This is a genomic window from Dongia mobilis, assembly GCF_004363235.1.
GTDB classification, from domain to species: Bacteria; Pseudomonadota; Alphaproteobacteria; order Dongiales; family Dongiaceae; genus Dongia; species Dongia mobilis.
In genome coordinates, this window is record NZ_SNYW01000010.1 from 25,047 (window position 1) to 41,331 (window position 16,285).

The window sequence follows — 16,285 nt, forward strand, 5'->3', positions numbered from 1 at the left end:
ACGGCAATTGACCTGACCCGACGTCTGCATAGGCGGGGGTTCAGGCTCTCAAGTGACGAATTTCGACAAGAGAATGACCTTTTTCGCCGCAGCAATTGGCCGGCAGATCAGTTCTGCCCATGACCACCGATGACGCGGCCATCGCGCATCTCGCGCACGGCATCCGGTGTCGGCTGCCCCGGCTTGCAGGCCGTCATCGTCCCCAGGGTCAGGGAAAGCGTGACGAGAAGCAGCACGAAAGAACCCTGCATTGATTTCCTCCGGTAGGTCCGTTGACACCAATTGAGTGACTACAGGGCAGAAATCTGTCGGTTGGGGCCGAATTCAAGGCCGGATCGCTGAGCCCGCTCCAAACCCGCAAGCGCCAACGAAAGGGGCGAGCGCTCCATATTTCACACAAAAAATTTTATCTGTTAGATTTTATATTACACTCACCCTGTTTTATTCAATTGACCCCCACGGCAGCAGTGCTAAATGAATTTACACAGAGATAACCATTTCACTGTAACTCAAGCGTATTTTAGAAGCTGCTGACCATGGCCCTGGCAATTGCTGACACTGTCGATTCTGCCTCTGGCGCCCTGCCGGCGCAGGCAGCGCACCTCAATGCACGATTTGCCGGGGCACACCCGATCGACATCCTGCGCGCGGCGGTAAGTGAGCTGTTTCCGGGGCGCATCGCCCTCGTCTCTTCCTTCGGCGCGGAATCCGCCCTGTTGCTGCATTTCCTGGCCGAGGTGGACCGCCATGTGCCGATCCTCTTTCTCGATACCGGCAAGCATTTCATCGAGACGCTGATGTACCGCGATATCCTCGGCGGGCGATTCGATTTCACCGACATGCGTGCCCTCGAGCCCGACCAGGCGGCAATCGCCGCGGCCGACCCCGAGGGAACGCTCTGGTCGACCAATCCGGACCTCTGCTGCCAGCTGCGCAAGGTCGACCCGCTGGTCCGAGGTCTTGCACCTTTCGACGCCTGGATTACCGGGCGCAAGCGCTACCAGAATTCAACCCGCGCGGCGCTGCCCGTATTCGAGGCGCTGGACGGCCGCATCAAGGTCAACCCGCTGGCCCATTGGACCGCCGCCGACATCGCGGCCGGCTTCAAGGAATTCAGGCTGCCGCAGCATCCGCTTGTCTATGACGGCTTCAAATCGATCGGCTGCCAACCCTGCACCATCAGCGTCGCCGAGGGCGACGATATCCGCGCCGGCCGCTGGGCCGGCCGCGACAAGACCGAATGCGGCATCCATCGCCAGTGAAAGAACAGAAAATGAGCACTGATCACCAGACCGATCTCGACCAGCTGGAAGCGCAGAGCATCTTCATCCTGCGCGAGGCCCATGCGCGATTGAAGCCCATCGCCATGCTCTGGTCGCTGGGCAAGGACAGCAACGTGATGCTGTGGCTGGCCAAGAAGGCTTTCCTCGGCCATGTCCCCTTCCCGGTCGTGCATGTCGATACCGGCAAGAAGTTCCCGGAGATGTACGCCTTCCGCGACACCTATGCGAAGGCTTGGAACCTCAATCTGATCGTGCGCGACTGCCCGCCGGTCGACTCGGTCGATCCCACCCTGCCCCCGGCCGCGCGATCCGCCGCGCGCAAGACCGTGGGGCTCAAGAACGTGATCGACGAATTCGCCTTCAAGGGCATCATTGCCGGCATCCGCCGCGACGAGCAGGCAACGCGCGCCAAGGAACGCGTCTTCTCCCCCCGCGCCGATGGCAGCACCTGGGATTTCCGCGACCAGCCGGCCGAATTCTGGGACCATTTCAACGCCGCCCTGCCCGACGGTGCCCATATGCGCATCCACCCGCTGCTCTCCTGGACCGAACTCGACATCTGGCGCTACATCCAGCGCGAGGGCATTCCGCTGGTGCCGCTCTATTTCGCGCGCGACGGCAAACGCTATCGGTCGCTGGGCGACCAGGACATCACATCGCCGGTCGCGTCCAATGCCGACACGCTGGAGGCGATCATCGACGAGCTGCGCACCACCAGGACGTCGGAACGCGCCGGCCGTGCCATGGATCACGAGCGCGAGGACGCCTTCGAGCGCCTGCGCGCCAGCGGCTATATGTAAGGGATTACGCCATGACCACGCTCAACTTCCCCCACGCCGCCAATGATTCCGTTCCGCAACAGGCTCGCTTTCCCTTCGCCATCGTCGGCCATGTCGATCACGGCAAGTCGACCCTGATCGGCCGCCTGCTGCATGACACGGGCTCGCTCCCCGAGGGCAAGCTCGCCGAATTGCAGGCCGCCAGCGACAAGCGCGGCGGCACCTTGGAATGGTCCTTCCTGCTCGATGCCTTCCAGGCCGAGCGCGACCAGGGCATCACCATCGACACGACGCAGATCTTCTTCCAGACGGCCTCGCGCCCCTATGTCATCATCGACGCGCCCGGACACAAGGAATTCCTGAAGAACGCCGTCTCGGGTGTCGCCCAGGCACAGGCCGCCCTCCTTGTCATCGACGCGGCCGAGGGTGTGCGCGAACAATCGCGCCGCCATGCCCTCATCCTGCAATTGCTGGGCCTGCGCCAGGTCGCCGTCATCGTCAACAAGATCGACCTCATCGATTTCGACGCGGCCCGCTTTCAGCACGTCGCCGACGAAATCACCGCCTTCCTTGGCGAACTTGGCCTCAGCCCCAAGGCAGTAGTCCCGGTCTCCGCCCGGCATGGCGACAACATCGCCGCCCGTTCTGCCCAGACACCCTGGTACAGCGGCGAAACGGTGGTCGAATTGCTGGACGGTTTCGAGGCGGCGAAACCGGCCACCGAACAGCCTTTGCGCCTTCCCGTTCAGGACGTTTTCAAATTCGACCATCGCCGGCTGGTGGTGGGCCGTATCGAAAGCGGGCGCCTGAAGGTCGGTGATAGGCTCACTTTCGCCCCCACCGGCAAGTCCGCGCGCATCGCCAGCATCGAGTCCTGGAACGCCGCGCCGCAGATCGCAGCGGTCGCCGGACAATCCGTCGCCATCACCCTCGACGACGAATTGTTCATCGAGCGCGGCCATGTCGCGGCACATCCCGAGCGGGCGCCGCGCCTCACCCACGAGGCGACCTTGCGTCTGTTCTGGCTGGATGCCGCCTCGCTGGAACCCGGCGACCGGATCGGCCTCAAGATCGGCACCTCCGATTACGGCGTTTCGGTCGAGGGCATCCGCGCCGTGATCGATGTCGAGAGTCTCGGGCGCCAGGTCGCGGACCGGGTGCCGCAGAACGGCATCGCCGAGGTGACGGTACGTTCGCGCCAGCCGATGGCGATCGACCAGGTGGACGAGATCACGCGCACCGGCCGCGCGGTGCTGACCCGCCATGGCGACATCGTCGGCGGCGCCGTGATCCTCAGCCGCAGCGCCCAAGCCGCGAGTGATGCCATCGCCACCGAACCGCGCCATCTCTTCAGCCCGGACCATCATGTCACCCGTGCGGCGCGGGCCGCCGCAAACGGCCATCAGGGTGCCGTCATCTGGCTGACCGGGCTTTCTGGTTCCGGCAAGTCGACCCTCGCCATGGCGCTGGAACGCGAGCTCTTCGCGCGCGGTCGCCAGGTCTATGTGCTGGATGGTGACACCTTGCGGACCGGCCTCAACAGCGATCTCGGCTTCGGCGCCGAGGCCAGGGCCGAGAACATCCGCCGCGCCGCCGAGATGGCGAGGCTCTTCGCAGATGCCGGCCTCGTCGTCATCACCTCGCTGATCTCGCCCTTCGCCGCCGAACGCGCAAAGGCGCGCGCTATTGTCGGCGCGAACTTCCACGAGGTTCATGTGAAGGCCGACCTCGCCACCTGCGAGGCCCGCGACCCCAAGGGCCTCTATGCCAAGGCCCGCGCCGGCGAGATCAGGAATTTCACCGGCATCGACTCGCCCTATGAAGCGCCGGAGAACCCGGACCTCGCAGTGGACACCGCGCTGCGTTCGAAGGACGCTGCGCTGGCAGAACTCGTCAGCTATGTGGAAAAAGCGATCTCGGCCCGTACCGCCGACTTGCGGCAGGTGGTTGGCAAGCAATAACCGGGAAGTCTTCGGACCGCATTGGTGCCCGCTGCCGGACTCGAACCGGCACGGCTTTCGCCTCGGGATTTTAAGTCCCGTATGTCTACCAATTCCATCAAGCGGGCGCCCGTCGAAGGGGATAGCCGTTTGCAACCTGAACGGCAACTGCCTTCCCTTCCGTCATCCCCGGGCTTGACCCGGGGATCCATTTTTCGGCTGAGAGACTTGATGCCAGGGACAAGCCCGGGCACGACGGCGGAGGGGTTGCCAAGTTGGCGGCACCTTACGCCGCCGGTTCACCCTCGATCGGTTCGGCGCCGAGGTTGCGGATGATGTCGTGAAGCTCGATGGCCGCTGCGTCGATCTTCGCCTGCTCGGTGCCGCGGATGACGAAGGAGGCGCCGAACTTGCCGCCGCGGAAGAAGGGATAGGAGCCGATGTCCAGCATCGTATAGCGCTCCTGGAGTGCGCCGAGATCCCTCGCGATGGTGCCTTCGCCGACATAGCCGGAGACGGTACGCGACAGCACCTTGTCCCCGCCCTTGAGCTGGGCCTTCAGGCCATCGAACATGGCCTGGCAGATCCTGGGCACGCCGGCCAGCACATAGACATTGCCGATTTTGATGCCGGGGGCGACCGAGACCGGGTTGTCGATGAGGTCGGCCCCCTCCGGCGTATGCGCCATGCGCAGCCGTGCCTCGGTCAGGTTCTCGCGCCCATAGTGATCCAGCAGCAGTTTCTCGGCGCGCGGATGCAGGACCCAGTTGAGCCCGAATGCCTTGGCGATGCTGGCCGAGGTGATGTCGTCATGAGTGGGGCCGATGCCGCCGGTCGTGAAGACATAATCGTGTTTCGCCCGCAACTCGTTCACGGTGGCGACGATGACGTCCTCGATGTCGGGAATGAAGCGGCCTTCCATCAGGCGGATGCCGATCTCGGTCAGCCCGGTCGCCAGATAATTGAGGTTGCTGTCCTTGGTGCGGCCCGAGAGGATCTCGTTGCCGATCACGATCACCGCCGCGGTGACGATTCTGGGCTCGTTCATGATGATTGTCACTGCACCCGCTGATAGCCGAATCCCAACATGCATTCATTGACCCAGGCGTGATAGCGCTCCTGCGTCTGGTAGCCGCTCATATTGGTGGTGAGGCCGGGGTCATAGGCGCCGGAGACACCGCCCTGGGTGGCAGCGATGTCCTGGTCGATGCCGCGATCGGCCTTGGTGGCGGCATGCGCCTGGCGTTCGCAGGATTCGAGGTCCGCCCGGGCCTCGTCCTTCCCCACCCCCGGCTTGGTCCAGGTCATGTTGTGGGAGAAATAGGAGCATCCGGCGAGCAGGGCGCCCGCCAGGAGCAGGATCGCCAGGGGGCGACCGGCAAGGGAAATCATCGACCCATCCTCGTCAAATTGGGGGCCCGGGAGAACACGGCGCTAACTTGCCGGGAACCCCGTCCGGATGCAACAACCGCCCTGTGTTACGAAATCAACAGGCATCCGGTTCCATGCAGTTCGATCCGCCGCTCATCCCCGCCCGCTTGGTGCGCCGCTACAAGAGGTTCCTTGCCGACATGATTTTGGCGGACGGCCGCGCGGTCACGGCGCACTGCCCCAATCCCGGCTCCATGATGGGCCTGGCCGAGCCCGGGTCGCGCTGCTGGCTGTCGCCGAAGACCGGCAAGGGCCGCAAGCTGGATTTCGGCTGGGAGCTGGTCGAAACGCCGGCCGGCGCCCTGGTCGGCATCAATACCGGCCAGGCCAACCGAATTGCGGCCGAGGCCCTTGCCGCCGGGCGCATTACCGGCCTGCCGTCGGGCGATGGCTGGGTGCGCGAGGTGGCGTTCGGTCCGGGCACCCGGTTCGACTTCGCCCACACCGCGCCGGACGGTGGCCTCACCTATCTCGAGGTCAAGAGCGTCACCCTCTCCCGCCAGCCGGGGCTCGCCGAATTTCCCGATGCCCGGACCGAGCGCGGCGCGCGGCATCTGCGCGAACTCGTGGCGGCACATCGCCTTGGCCACCGCGCCGTGCTGCTCTTCCTGGTGCAGCGGGCCGACTGCGACAGATTGGCCCCCGCAGCGCCGACATCGATCCGGCCTATGCCGCCGCGCTCGAGGCTGCGCGGGCGGACGGACTGGAATTGCATTGTCATCATTGCAGCATTGCGCCGACCGGCATTTTTCTAACGAAATCAGTGGCTTTTCTGGATTGACGAACGCCGCTATCCAGCGCCGGGGGACTTGTCACGAGTCAAGGCGCGGCGTATCTAACGTTAACCAAGCAACCCAGCAGCCGATGAGCCAAGCCGCCGCATGCAGAAGAAAGACCTGGAAGACGACTGGATCGAGGACGGCAAGATCAAGCTGCACCGGCCGGCGGATTACGAGAAGATGCGCCGGGCCGGCCAACTGGCCGCCGAGGTGCTCGACTTCATCACGCCCCATGTCGTGCCGGGGGTGACGACCGAGGCGCTGGACAAGCTGTGCCATGACTACATCCTGGCCGCCAAGGCGATCCCGGCGCCACTCAATTATCGCGGCTTCCCGAAATCCATCTGCACCTCGATCAACCATGTCGTCTGCCACGGCATCCCGGGGCCGAAGAAGCTGGCCGAGGGCGACATCATCAATATCGACGTCACCGTCATCCTGGATGGCTGGTATGGCGACACCAGCCGCATGTACCCGGTGGGCAGGATCGGCGTGCAGGCGCAGAAGCTGATCGACATCACCTATGAGGCGATGATGCGCGGCATCGAGGTGGTGAAGCCCGGAAAGCGATTGGGCGATATCGGCCATGCCATCCAGAGCTTTGCCGAGAAGCAGCGCTTTTCCGTGGTGCGGGATTTCTGCGGCCACGGCATCGGCAAGGTCTTCCATGACAATCCGTCGATCCTGCATTTCGGCCGGCCGGATACGGGCCCCGAACTGAAGCCCGGTATGTTCTTCACGGTGGAGCCGATGATCAATGCCGGCACCTGGCAGGTGAAGATCCTGGACGATGGCTGGACCGCGGTCACGCGGGACAAGAAGCTCTCGGCCCAGTTCGAGCACACCATTGCCGTGACCGAGTCGGGCTACGAGATCTTCACTCTTTCGCCGGCCGGCCTCGACCGCCCGCCTTATGCCGCCTGAGACGAAAGCCGAACCTGACAAGGAAAAGCCGCACTATCTCGGCCACCGCCAGCGTCTGCGCGAACGATTGCTGAAAAGCGGGGCGGGTTCGCTGCAGGATTACGAACTTCTGGAATTGCTGCTCTGCCTGGCCCTGCCGCGCATCGACGTCAAGCCGATCGCGAAGAACCTCATCAGCCGCTTCGGCAGTTTCGCCGCCGTGATGGCGGCCGAACCGGAGCAACTGATGGAAGTAAGCGGCATCAAGGAGAACACGGCGGCAGCGATCAAGACAGTGCAGGCCGCCGCCATCCTGATGCAGAAGCAGGATGTGCTGAAGAATCCCGTGCTTTCCTCCTGGCGCGCGGTGCTCGACTACTGCCATTCGATCATGGCCAATGAAAAGAACGAGCAGTTTCGCCTGCTGTTCCTCGACGGCAAGAATGCCCTCATCGCCGACGAGGTGCAAAGCCAGGGCACCGTCAACCATGCCCCGGTCTATGTCCGCGAAGTGGTGAAGCGGACGCTGGCACACGGTGCCGTCTCGATCATCATGGCGCACAACCACCCGACCGGCGATCCCACCCCGTCGCGCGACGATATCGAGATGACCCGCGCCGTGCAGCGCGCCCTCGCCGAAATCGGTGTCAGCGTGCACGACCACATCATCATCGGCCGCAAGGGCCATGCCAGCCTGCGCTCACTCGGCTACATGGACGCCGCCAAGGCGGCACGCTGAAAGGAAAACGATTTGACCCAGCAGGCCGATCAGATGATGCCGGTGTTGTTCCTGTCGCATGGCAGTCCGACCATGCCGTTCGACAATGTACCGGCGCGCGACTTCCTGATGCGCCTCGGTAGCAGACTGCCGCGGCCGCAAGCGATCCTGTGCGTTTCAGCGCATTGGGAAGCCGCCCTGCCCAGCATTACCGCCAGTCGCGCACCCGCCACGATTCATGACTTCCACGGTTTTCCGGACGCGCTCTACGACCTGCAATACGATGTGCCGGGCGATCCAGAATTGGCCGCGCGCATCGCCGCCATGCTGGAAGCGGGCGGCATCAACGCGCTGCAGAACTCCGAGCGCGGGCTCGACCACGGCGCCTGGAGTCCGCTGATGCTGATCTATCCGCAATCGGACATTCCGGTGCTGCAATTGTCGCTGATCCAGCGCGGTTCGCCGCTGGACCATATCGCTGTTGGTCGGCTGCTGGCGTCGCTGCGGCGGGAAGGCATCCTGTTGGTCGCTTCCGGCGGCGCCGTCCATAACCTGCGCGCGGTTGAATGGAACGGCCGTGCCGCACCGCCGGATTGGGCCCAGGATTTCGATTGCTGGCTGCAGGCAGCGATCGCATCCGGTGATCTCGGCGTTCTGGCGGACTATCGGCGCCAATCCGCGGCTGCACCCCTTGCGCATCCGACCGAAGAACACCTGATGCCGGTCTTTGTCGCCCTGGGTGCCGCCGCCGGCACGGCAGACAAAGCGCCCGGGCGCCAGATCCATGCCAGTTTCACCTTTGGCAGTCTCGGCATGGCGGCCTATGCTTGGGGCCTTGACTGATACTGTCCATTCGGTCGAATTTTTCACAGGTCAACCGGACAGAATGCTTATTGTCTGTATTTTTAATCGATCCAATGGATGCTTCAACTGATTGATATATTAGATGAAAACTGAGCAGATTTGTCGCAAAGAGGGTATTCTGGGATAATTTGCCTGCCTCTCGACACACACCATGCTGTGAGCAGATTTCCCGCTTCTTAATACTCTGGTAACGACCCCGACCCTATCGTTTTAACAACAAATGGTTTTTTGCCGCGCGCGCCAGGTTCCAGTCGACCGGCGGCGGGGTGGATTGTGAGCATGAAGACCGTGATCGCCACCGACATCCGCAAGTTGGTCGACCTCGCCCGCGACAAGTCCAGCCAGGGCCGCGCCAGTCTTGTCAGCGCTATCGGCGATCTGATGGATGATTCCGGCCGCATCCTGACGTTGCAGGAAAAGGCCCTGATGAATGACATCCTGAAGAAACTCATTCAGGACGTCGCCCGCCCGATCCGCAAGGCGCTGGCCGAGAAGCTTGCGCAATCGCACAACGCGCCGCACGAAGTCGTATCGCTCCTGGCCAATGACGAATTCGATATCGCCTCACCGGTACTCCTGAACAGCGATCTGCTGTCGGACGAGGACCTGGTCGAGATCGTCCGCCACCGGACCCTCAGCCACCGCCTCGCCATTGCCATGCGCCGCAGCGTTTCGACGCTGGTCTCGGACGCCCTGGTCGGCACCAACTCGGTCGACGTCATCAAGGCCCTGCTCGAGAATCACGGCGCGCAGATCAGCGACGCGACCATGGCCTATCTGGTGCAGCAGTCGGAAAATGTCGACGAGTTCCAGGAACCCCTGCTGCGCCGAAGCGACCTGCCGGTCGATCTGTCCAAGAAGATGTATGTCTGGGTTTCGGCGGCGCTGCGGCAATACATCGTCGAGAACTTCCCGGTCGACAAGTCCGAACTCGATCTCACCGTCGCCAAGGTGGCCGAGGAGGTCAGCAACCAGGACGAGCTGCGGCGTGGCGACGACGCCGCCATGGCGCTGGCCGAGCAGCTGGCGCGTCGCAATGAACTTACTGCCGACATGCTGGTGAAGACCCTGCGCCGCGGCGAGATCGCGCTCTTCGAGGCGATGCTCGCACAGATGCTGAGTCTTCGTCCCCAGGTGGCGCGCAAGCTGATCTACGAGGATGGTGGCGAGGGCCTCGTCATCGGCTGCCGCGCCTGCAACATCAACCGCACTGATTTCACCGCCCTCTTCCTGATGCTGCAACGGGCGCGTCCGAACGAACTTGCCAACAATCCCTACCAGCTGTCGCGCTCCATGGAGATGTTCGACCGCCTGAAGCCGGAAACCGCCCGCAAGGTGGTCGAGCGCTGGAAGATCAACCCCTATTTCCTGAAATCCATCCGCCGCCTCGAACAGAGGCCACGGGGATGAGTTCGGCGCGGGAGAAACTCAGGCTCGTCAAGTCCGAGCCGAGTGCCAACCGCCAGCCGAGTGCCGACCAGATCAAGCAGATCTTCGCGCAAAGGCTGTTCGATTTCTCCTCGCCACTCTACATGGTTGATCGCCAGGGGCGTGTCACCTGGTCCAACCTGCCCTATCGGCAATTGGGCGAACGCCTTGCGCTGCGCGACGGGCCGGCCTCCCTCCTGCCGCTGACCGAAATGCTGCTGCGGGCCGAAAGCAGCCATCGCGTGATCCGTCGCGACGTGCAGGTCGTGCTGGATGGCCGCCAGCACACGCTGCATGCCCATCATGTGGCGCTGACCGACCGGCAGGGACGCCATACCGGACTTGCCGGCCTGATCGAGCCGATTGACGGCACGGCGGAACTGCAGATCGAACTCGCCCGCGCCCATGAGCGCTTCGATGACATCGTTCGCCTCACCTCCGACTGGGTGTGGGAGACGGATGTCGACCTCACCGTGACACTGATCTCCGAACGCGTCACCAAGGTGCTCGGCTATCTGCCGCAGGAATTGCTGGGCAAGCCGCTCTGCGATCTCGCCGATAACGACGCGGGGCGACGCGCGCTCAGACGGCGCTGCGGCAGCCTGACGCCTTTCCGCGACCATCATTTCGAGGCACTGACAAAATCGGGTGAGGCGCGCCTGTTCCTGCTCTCCGGCGTGCCAGTCTTCAACCAAGACACCGGCGCCCATCTGGGCTTCCGCGGCACGGCCAGCGACATCACCGAGTTGATGCGGCGCGAGATGTCACTCATCCAGGCAAAGGAATCGGCCGAGATGGCCAACAAGGCCAAGTCGGACTTCCTTGCCAATATGAGTCACGAATTGCGCACGCCGCTCAATTCGATCATCGGCTTTGCCGATCTGCTGGCGGCACAGTTGCAGGATGGCGGCATGGCGCCCATCACGCCCGACCGAGCCCGCGAATACGCCGCCGATATCCAGACCAGTGCTCAGCACCTCCTCGCCATGATCAACGACATCCTTGATCTCTCCAAGATCGAGAGCGGCCGCCTGATGCTGAACGAGGAGGAAATTTCCGTGCCGCTGTTGTGCGAGCCGGCGATCCGCATGATGGCGGATCGCGCCCGTGCCGCCGATCTCGCCCTGACAACCGAATTTCCGGCAGATCTGCCGCTGGTCATTGTCGATCACCGCCTGACGCGCCAGATCCTCCTCAACCTGCTCTCCAACGCGGTCAAGTTCACCCTGCAGGGCGGCCAGGTCACCCTTCGCGCCTATCGCGGCGAGACCGGCGACCTGGTGCTTGAAATCGAGGATACCGGCATCGGCATCCCGGAGCAGGATATTGACCGGGTGCTGGAACCCTTCGTGCAGCTGGAATCCCATCGAGCCAGGCGATTTGGCGGGACCGGCCTCGGCCTCGCCCTCAGCCGCCGCCTCGCCGAACTGCATGGCGGCCGCCTTACATTGATCAGCACGCCCGACAAGGGCACAACCGTCGGCCTGCACATTCCGCCAGAGAGACTGCGCTAGAGCGCGTCAAATCCTTCCAGAAACACCACGAGGTTGCCGCCGAGTTCCGGGCAGAGATAGCCGCCTTCCTGCACCAGCACGGTCGGCTTCTGCAGCCGGCCGAGGCGGCTTGCGATGGCACGGAATCCCGCCTCCGTAACTTTGAGTCCGGCAAAGGGATCGCCGGCGAAGGCATCGAGGCCGAGGGCGACGACGATCGCCTCGGCACCGAAGTCATCAACCTTCCGCAATCCGATTTCGAGTGCCGCCAGGAAGTCGTCGTCGCCAGCACCCAGGGGCAGCGGCAGGTTGAGATTGGCACCCAGTCCATCCCCCTCGCCCGCTTCATCGGCATAACCCCAGAAGAATGGATAGAAGTTGGCGGGGTCGGCATGCACCGAGACTGTGAGCACGTCACCGCGATTATAGAACATGCCCTGCGTACCGTTGCCGTGATGGAGATCCACGTCGACGATGGCGACCCGGTCATGCTTGCCGCGCAGGATCTGCGCCGCGATACCGCTGTTATTGAGGTAACAAAAGCCGCCCGCCATGTCGGCAAAGGCATGGTGCCCCGGCGGGCGGCAGAGGGCATAGGCCGCAGGCGCACCGTCCCGTACCATCAGGGCGGCGGCGATGGCACAATCGGCGCTGGCGCGGATCGCCTTCCAGCTCTCGGCACCCAGTGGACAGGCGGTGTCCGCCATGTGATAGCCGGCCTGCCCCACCACGGATTGTGGATAGCCGCCGAGATGCCCCCGCGGACGGCCGTTGGGATGAATGTTGGGCACGATCAGTTCGGATGCCCCCGGCAGAGCCCGCCAGCGTTCGTGCCCTGATTCCAGAAAGGCGAGATAGCGCCCGTCATGGACCGCAGCGATATGCGTGTCATCGCCACGTTTCGGCGTCGCGATGGCGTGGCCCGCCGATTCCAGCGCCGACTTCAGCGCCGTGGCGCGTTCCGGCTTCTCCGGGCAAGGCTGCCAGCGCCCCCGCACGAGGAATTCGTGCGGTGCGTGGCGCAACTGGACATCCGAAAAGTATACCTGCATGACCGACTCCGCTGCTGCGCAGGCAGCATCGGGCGGCGGAGCCGGTTCTGGCAAGCCCCGCTAGGCGGCGATGCGGCCTGCCTCGCCGCTGCGTTCGGCAAGATAGGAAAGCGCCGCCATCACACCGCCGGCGTTGTGCGGCACATTTGCCGCAACAAGGCCCATCTCGACACCGAACAGGGTCCCGCCCAACATCAGATCATTGGTATCGCCAAGATGGCCAATGCGGAACGCCTTGTCGGCGAGACGGCCGAGACCGGCGCCCAAGGGCATGTTGAAGCGCTCCAGCACCAGCTTGCGGAAGGAATCGGCGGAATGGCCGTCGGGCATGAAGGCTGCCGTGATCGACTGGCTGTAATCCCTTGGCTCGGCGCAGACGATCTCGAGGCCCCAGCCGCGAATCGCCCGGCGCGTCGCCTCGGCATGGCGGGCGTGGCGGGTGAAGATGTTCTCCAACCCCTCGGCATCAATGAGGTCGAGCGCCTCGCGCAAACCGAAGAACAGGTTGCAGGCCGGCGTATAGGGGAAATTGCCGCCGGTATTGGCCAGCAGCGGCTCCCAATCCCAGAAGCAGCGCGGGCTCTTCGCCTGCTTCGACGCGGCAATCGCCTTCTCGCTCACGCCGCAGAAGGCAAGTCCCGCCGGCAGCATCAGCCCCTTCTGCGAACCGCCGATGGCGACATCGACGCCCCATTCGTCCATGCGGAAATCGGCCGAACCCAGTGACGAGATTGTATCGACCAGCAGCAAGGCCGGGTGATGCGCCCGGTCCATGGCGGCACGGATTTCTGCCACCCGGCTCATGCAGCCATTGGCGGTCTCGTTATGAACCAGCAGCACCGCCTTGATCGTCTTCTCGCGGTCGGCGGACAGCGCCGCCTCGATCGCGGCAGGGTCGGGTGCCCGACGCCAATCGGTTGCCAGCGTTTCCACTTCGAAACCCATCTTGCGCGCCATTTGGGTCCAGAGCAGCGCAAACTGGCCGCTGTCGAAGCCCAGCACCCTGTCGCCCGGCGAGAGCGTGTTGACGAGGGCTGATTCCCAAGCGCCGGTGCCCGAGGCCGGGAATATAAGCACCGGCTGCCGCGTCTTGAATATCGGCCGGATCCTGACCAGCAGCTCGGCCGCGAGCTTCGCGAATTCCGGGCCGCGATGATCGAGCACCGGTTGGGCGATGGCCCGCAACACCCGATCGGGAATATTGGTCGGGCCGGGAATCTGGAGAAACTGACGACCTGGTTGATAAGCCATTTTCTTCGCGCCGCCCCTGGCTGAGTTGCGTTGTCTTGATACGCATCGTCAGGTGCAGCTGGATCGTCGCGCTGGCTCGAAAGCGACGCGCTTCAATGATGCAACGCCGCGAATGGCGGGAACCGCAAAATGACAGCGTAATCTTTGCGCTATTTATCCGCTTGGACAATGAGTGCGTCGACCGCCACCGCACCTTTCGACAGGACCATCAGCGGATTGACGTCAAGCTCGACCAGGTCGCAGCGATGCGCCTCGGCATAGCTTGCCACTGCCATCACGGCATCGACCACGGCGCCGACATCGCCCGCCGCCTTGCCGCGATAGCCCTGCAGCAGCTTGGCGATCTTGAGTTCCCGGATCGCCGCCTCGACCTTGTCCCTTGTGGTGGGGAGCAGCAATAGCGCCGAATCCTCGACCATCTCGACCAAAATGCCGCCGGCGCCGATCACCAAAGCGAGGCCGAATTGCGGATCGCGCTTGACGCCGATGATGAGTTCGGCGACGACGTCCTTGACCATCGCCTCGACCAGTACCTGCTCGATCTTGAGGCCCTTTTCATAGGCGGCGACGGATTCGTGCATGCGGGCGACGGCCGCATCGACCTCCGCCGCCGATTTCAGATTGACCGCGACGGCGCCCGCTTCGGTCTTGTGGGCAATCACCGGGGTAGCCACCTTCACCACAACGGGGAAACCCAGTTCGGCGGCCGCCTTGGCGGCCTCGGCCGGCGCGACCACACGGCTTTTGGGCACGTTGAGCCCGTGCGCCACCAGCGCCTGCTTGGCGTCGTGTTCCGATACGACCCGGGTCTTGCCTTCCAGCACCGGCGTCGCCGGCAGGACCAGGGTTTCATCGCCCATATGGGCGCGCTGGCGGGCAAAACGGGCGGTGGCGGCAAAGGCGCGCATCGCTTCGGGTAGGCCCTGCATGGGGGCGGCATGGCGCGGCGCCATCATCTCGCGCGCATGAGCCGGCAGCAATTCCGGCATGGTCGCGGTGACGATCGGCATCTTGCCATGCGCTTGACAGGCGGCGATCAGCGCGTTCACCGAGGCGTTGCAGGCATCAAGCGCCGCTTGGCCATCGACTGCATAGTCGATGATCAGCATGCCGGCGTCGTAATGGCCGCGCATGACGGTGCCGAAGCACTTGGTCAGCAGGTCCTCATGCCCCCAGAGCGAGGTGTTGTAGTCCAGCGGATTGGTGACGCTGGCAAAATTCGGCAGCTGCGCCTTCAAATCCGTCACCTGGTCCGGCGCATGCGGCTTCAGGGTCAGGCCCATTTCCTCGGCCAGATCGGCCGTCATCAGCCCGTCGCCACCCGAGCAGGTGAAGACGGCGAGGCTGTCGCCCTTGGGCAGGCCGGCGATGGAAATGAACTTCATCGTCTCGAGGAGGTCAGGGACGGAATTGACACGAATGACGCCCAGGCGGTCGAACAGCGCGGCATACATGCGGTCGCTGCCGGCCAGCGACGAGGTATGGCTCATCGCCAGCGCCGAACCCAACTCCGACTTGCCGGCCTTGAGGGCGATCAGCGGCTTGCCGGCGGCGAGCGCCTTGGCAGCAGCGCGGCTGAAGGCCGGGATGTCGCTCACCGCCTCGATATAGAGGCCGATCGCGGTCACCTTCGGGTCCTCGGCCAACGCATCGACAAAATCGGCGACGTTGAGGACCACCTGGTTGCCCGAGGTGATGACATAGGCGAACGGCACCGAGCGGTCGTTATAGGTGAGGTTTAGGGCGATATTGCCGCTTTGCGCCACCAGAGCGCAGCCGGTCTCGACCTTTTGTCCGTTATGGCCGGCCGGCCACAGGATGATGCCGTCGAGATAATTGAGGATGCCGTAGCAGTTCGGCCCCACCACCGCGAGGTCGCCCGCCGCCTCGATCAGCTGCCGCTGCAGGCCGACACCCTCGCCACCCACTTCCGCAAAGCCCGCCGCATAACAGATGGCGCCACCGGCGCCGCGCGCGTTCAGCTCCTTCAGGATTTCGATCGTCGCCTCGCGCGGCACGGCAATGAAGGTGGCATCCGGCGCTTCCGGCAGGGCGGCGATGGAGGGATAGCATTTGCGCCCACCGAGCGTTTCGTATTTCGGGTTCACCACCCAGACCTCGCCGCCGAAGCCGGCGGCGTCGCAGCGTGCGATGGCGTCGCTGAGGGCCTGGCCCGCCACGATGCAGACGTGGCGCGGCTTCAGCAGGCGGCGGATATTGGCCTGGCGCTTGGCCTGGTTGACGGGCTTGCTCGGCGAAAGGCTGTTCATGGGCGGGGATTCCAATGTCGCTCGGTTGCGGCTAGAAGTGGCTGATTGGGGGATCGACGGGCTTGAGACAATCCGCCATCTCCATGATTAATTA

15 protein-coding genes and 1 tRNA gene are annotated in these 16,285 nt (G+C 63.8%); 9 read left to right on the plus strand and 7 right to left on the minus strand.

The window, feature by feature from the left end; genetic code table 11:
• Positions 1-107 precede the first annotated feature (107 nt).
• Positions 108-251 (minus strand): hypothetical protein, encoded by a 144-nt coding sequence (locus A8950_RS19495; RefSeq protein WP_166645167.1) that lies wholly within the window; start codon positions 249-251, stop codon positions 108-110.
• 285 nt (positions 252-536) lie between these two features.
• On the opposite strand from A8950_RS19495, the gene A8950_RS13200 reads away from it, so the two are divergent.
• The 3 genes from A8950_RS13200 to cysC are packed head-to-tail and all read left to right on the plus strand — an operon-like array spanning position 537 to position 4,023.
• The gene (locus A8950_RS13200; RefSeq protein WP_133614155.1) at positions 537-1,262 is read left to right on the plus strand and encodes a phosphoadenylyl-sulfate reductase; all 726 of its coding nucleotides are present in this window, start codon (positions 537-539) and stop codon (positions 1,260-1,262) included.
• An 11-nt stretch (positions 1,263-1,273) separates the two neighbouring features.
• On the plus strand, positions 1,274-2,083 hold the full coding sequence (cysD, locus tag A8950_RS13205; RefSeq protein WP_133614156.1) for a sulfate adenylyltransferase subunit CysD: 810 nt from the start codon (positions 1,274-1,276) through the stop codon (positions 2,081-2,083).
• An 11-nt stretch (positions 2,084-2,094) separates the two neighbouring features.
• Complete coding sequence (gene cysC, locus A8950_RS13210; protein ID WP_133614157.1) at positions 2,095-4,023, plus strand: adenylyl-sulfate kinase; 1,929 nt, start codon at positions 2,095-2,097, stop codon at positions 4,021-4,023.
• 22 nt (positions 4,024-4,045) lie between these two features.
• Here cysC and A8950_RS13215 read toward each other — a convergent pair.
• The 3 genes from A8950_RS13215 to A8950_RS13225 form a co-directional block, all read right to left on the minus strand.
• Positions 4,046-4,130: transfer RNA gene (locus A8950_RS13215), tRNA-Leu, on the minus strand.
• 158 nt (positions 4,131-4,288) lie between these two features.
• Positions 4,289-5,050 carry a competence/damage-inducible protein A gene (locus tag A8950_RS13220; RefSeq protein ID WP_133614158.1) on the minus strand — a complete coding sequence of 254 codons (762 nt, stop codon included), beginning with the start codon at positions 5,048-5,050 and terminating at the stop codon, positions 4,289-4,291.
• A gap of 8 nt (positions 5,051-5,058) precedes the next feature.
• Complete coding sequence (locus A8950_RS13225) at positions 5,059-5,394, minus strand: hypothetical protein (RefSeq protein ID WP_133614159.1); 336 nt, start codon at positions 5,392-5,394, stop codon at positions 5,059-5,061.
• 113 nt (positions 5,395-5,507) lie between these two features.
• On the opposite strand from A8950_RS13225, the gene sfsA reads away from it, so the two are divergent.
• From sfsA to A8950_RS13255, 6 genes are all read left to right on the plus strand, one after another.
• On the plus strand, positions 5,508-6,188 hold the full coding sequence (gene sfsA, locus A8950_RS13230; protein ID WP_243735635.1) for a DNA/RNA nuclease SfsA: 681 nt from the start codon (positions 5,508-5,510) through the stop codon (positions 6,186-6,188).
• A 126-nt stretch (positions 6,189-6,314) separates the two neighbouring features.
• Positions 6,315-7,136, plus strand: a complete 822-nt coding sequence (map, locus tag A8950_RS13235) for a type I methionyl aminopeptidase (RefSeq protein ID WP_133614160.1) — start codon at positions 6,315-6,317, stop codon at positions 7,134-7,136.
• A complete protein-coding gene (radC, locus tag A8950_RS13240; protein ID WP_133614161.1) occupies positions 7,126-7,854 on the plus strand; it encodes a RadC family protein in 729 nt (242 codons plus the stop codon). Before map ends, radC begins: the two co-directional genes overlap by 11 nt.
• A 12-nt stretch (positions 7,855-7,866) precedes the next feature.
• A complete protein-coding gene (locus tag A8950_RS13245; protein ID WP_243735636.1) occupies positions 7,867-8,676 on the plus strand; it encodes a DODA-type extradiol aromatic ring-opening family dioxygenase in 810 nt (269 codons plus the stop codon).
• Positions 8,677-8,976: 300 nt separating this feature from the next.
• Positions 8,977-10,107, plus strand: coding sequence for a DUF2336 domain-containing protein (locus A8950_RS13250; RefSeq protein ID WP_133614162.1), 1,131 nt, complete (start codon positions 8,977-8,979; stop codon positions 10,105-10,107).
• On the plus strand, positions 10,104-11,639 hold the full coding sequence (locus tag A8950_RS13255; RefSeq protein WP_133614163.1) for a sensor histidine kinase: 1,536 nt from the start codon (positions 10,104-10,106) through the stop codon (positions 11,637-11,639). Before A8950_RS13250 ends, A8950_RS13255 begins: the two co-directional genes overlap by 4 nt.
• Here the strand turns inward: A8950_RS13255 and A8950_RS13260 are convergent.
• The 3 genes from A8950_RS13260 to A8950_RS13270 form a co-directional block, all read right to left on the minus strand.
• Positions 11,636-12,670 carry a histone deacetylase family protein gene (locus tag A8950_RS13260; RefSeq protein WP_133614164.1) on the minus strand — a complete coding sequence of 345 codons (1,035 nt, stop codon included), beginning with the start codon at positions 12,668-12,670 and terminating at the stop codon, positions 11,636-11,638. The two genes, A8950_RS13255 and A8950_RS13260, sit on opposite strands and share 4 nt — an antisense overlap.
• Positions 12,671-12,730: 60 nt before the next feature.
• Positions 12,731-13,921, minus strand: coding sequence for a pyridoxal-phosphate-dependent aminotransferase family protein (locus A8950_RS13265; RefSeq protein ID WP_133614165.1), 1,191 nt, complete (start codon positions 13,919-13,921; stop codon positions 12,731-12,733).
• Between the two features lie 149 nt (positions 13,922-14,070).
• Entirely contained in the window at positions 14,071-16,191 is a 2,121-nt protein-coding gene (locus tag A8950_RS13270; protein WP_133614166.1) for an acetate--CoA ligase family protein, read from the minus strand.
• Positions 16,192-16,285: the final 94 nt, after the last annotated feature.

What these genes read in the sequence shown, in the direction of transcription:
- A8950_RS19495 (WP_166645167.1), bottom strand. Translation starts at nt 251, where the DNA reads ATGCAGGGTTCTTTCGTGCTGCTTCTCGTCACGCTTTCCCTGACCCTG.
- A8950_RS13200 (WP_133614155.1), top strand. Translation starts at nt 537, where the DNA reads ATGGCCCTGGCAATTGCTGACACTGTCGATTCTGCCTCTGGCGCCCTG.
- cysD (WP_133614156.1), top strand. Translation starts at nt 1,274, where the DNA reads ATGAGCACTGATCACCAGACCGATCTCGACCAGCTGGAAGCGCAGAGC.
- cysC (WP_133614157.1), top strand. Translation starts at nt 2,095, where the DNA reads ATGACCACGCTCAACTTCCCCCACGCCGCCAATGATTCCGTTCCGCAA.
- A8950_RS13220 (WP_133614158.1), bottom strand. Translation starts at nt 5,050, where the DNA reads ATGAACGAGCCCAGAATCGTCACCGCGGCGGTGATCGTGATCGGCAAC.
- A8950_RS13225 (WP_133614159.1), bottom strand. Translation starts at nt 5,394, where the DNA reads ATGATTTCCCTTGCCGGTCGCCCCCTGGCGATCCTGCTCCTGGCGGGC.
- sfsA (WP_243735635.1), top strand. Translation starts at nt 5,508, where the DNA reads ATGCAGTTCGATCCGCCGCTCATCCCCGCCCGCTTGGTGCGCCGCTAC.
- map (WP_133614160.1), top strand. Translation starts at nt 6,315, where the DNA reads ATGCAGAAGAAAGACCTGGAAGACGACTGGATCGAGGACGGCAAGATC.
- radC (WP_133614161.1), top strand. Translation starts at nt 7,126, where the DNA reads ATGCCGCCTGAGACGAAAGCCGAACCTGACAAGGAAAAGCCGCACTAT.
- A8950_RS13250 (WP_133614162.1), top strand. Translation starts at nt 8,977, where the DNA reads ATGAAGACCGTGATCGCCACCGACATCCGCAAGTTGGTCGACCTCGCC.
- A8950_RS13255 (WP_133614163.1), top strand. Translation starts at nt 10,104, where the DNA reads ATGAGTTCGGCGCGGGAGAAACTCAGGCTCGTCAAGTCCGAGCCGAGT.
- A8950_RS13260 (WP_133614164.1), bottom strand. Translation starts at nt 12,670, where the DNA reads ATGCAGGTATACTTTTCGGATGTCCAGTTGCGCCACGCACCGCACGAA.
- A8950_RS13265 (WP_133614165.1), bottom strand. Translation starts at nt 13,921, where the DNA reads ATGGCTTATCAACCAGGTCGTCAGTTTCTCCAGATTCCCGGCCCGACC.
- A8950_RS13270 (WP_133614166.1), bottom strand. Translation starts at nt 16,191, where the DNA reads ATGAACAGCCTTTCGCCGAGCAAGCCCGTCAACCAGGCCAAGCGCCAG.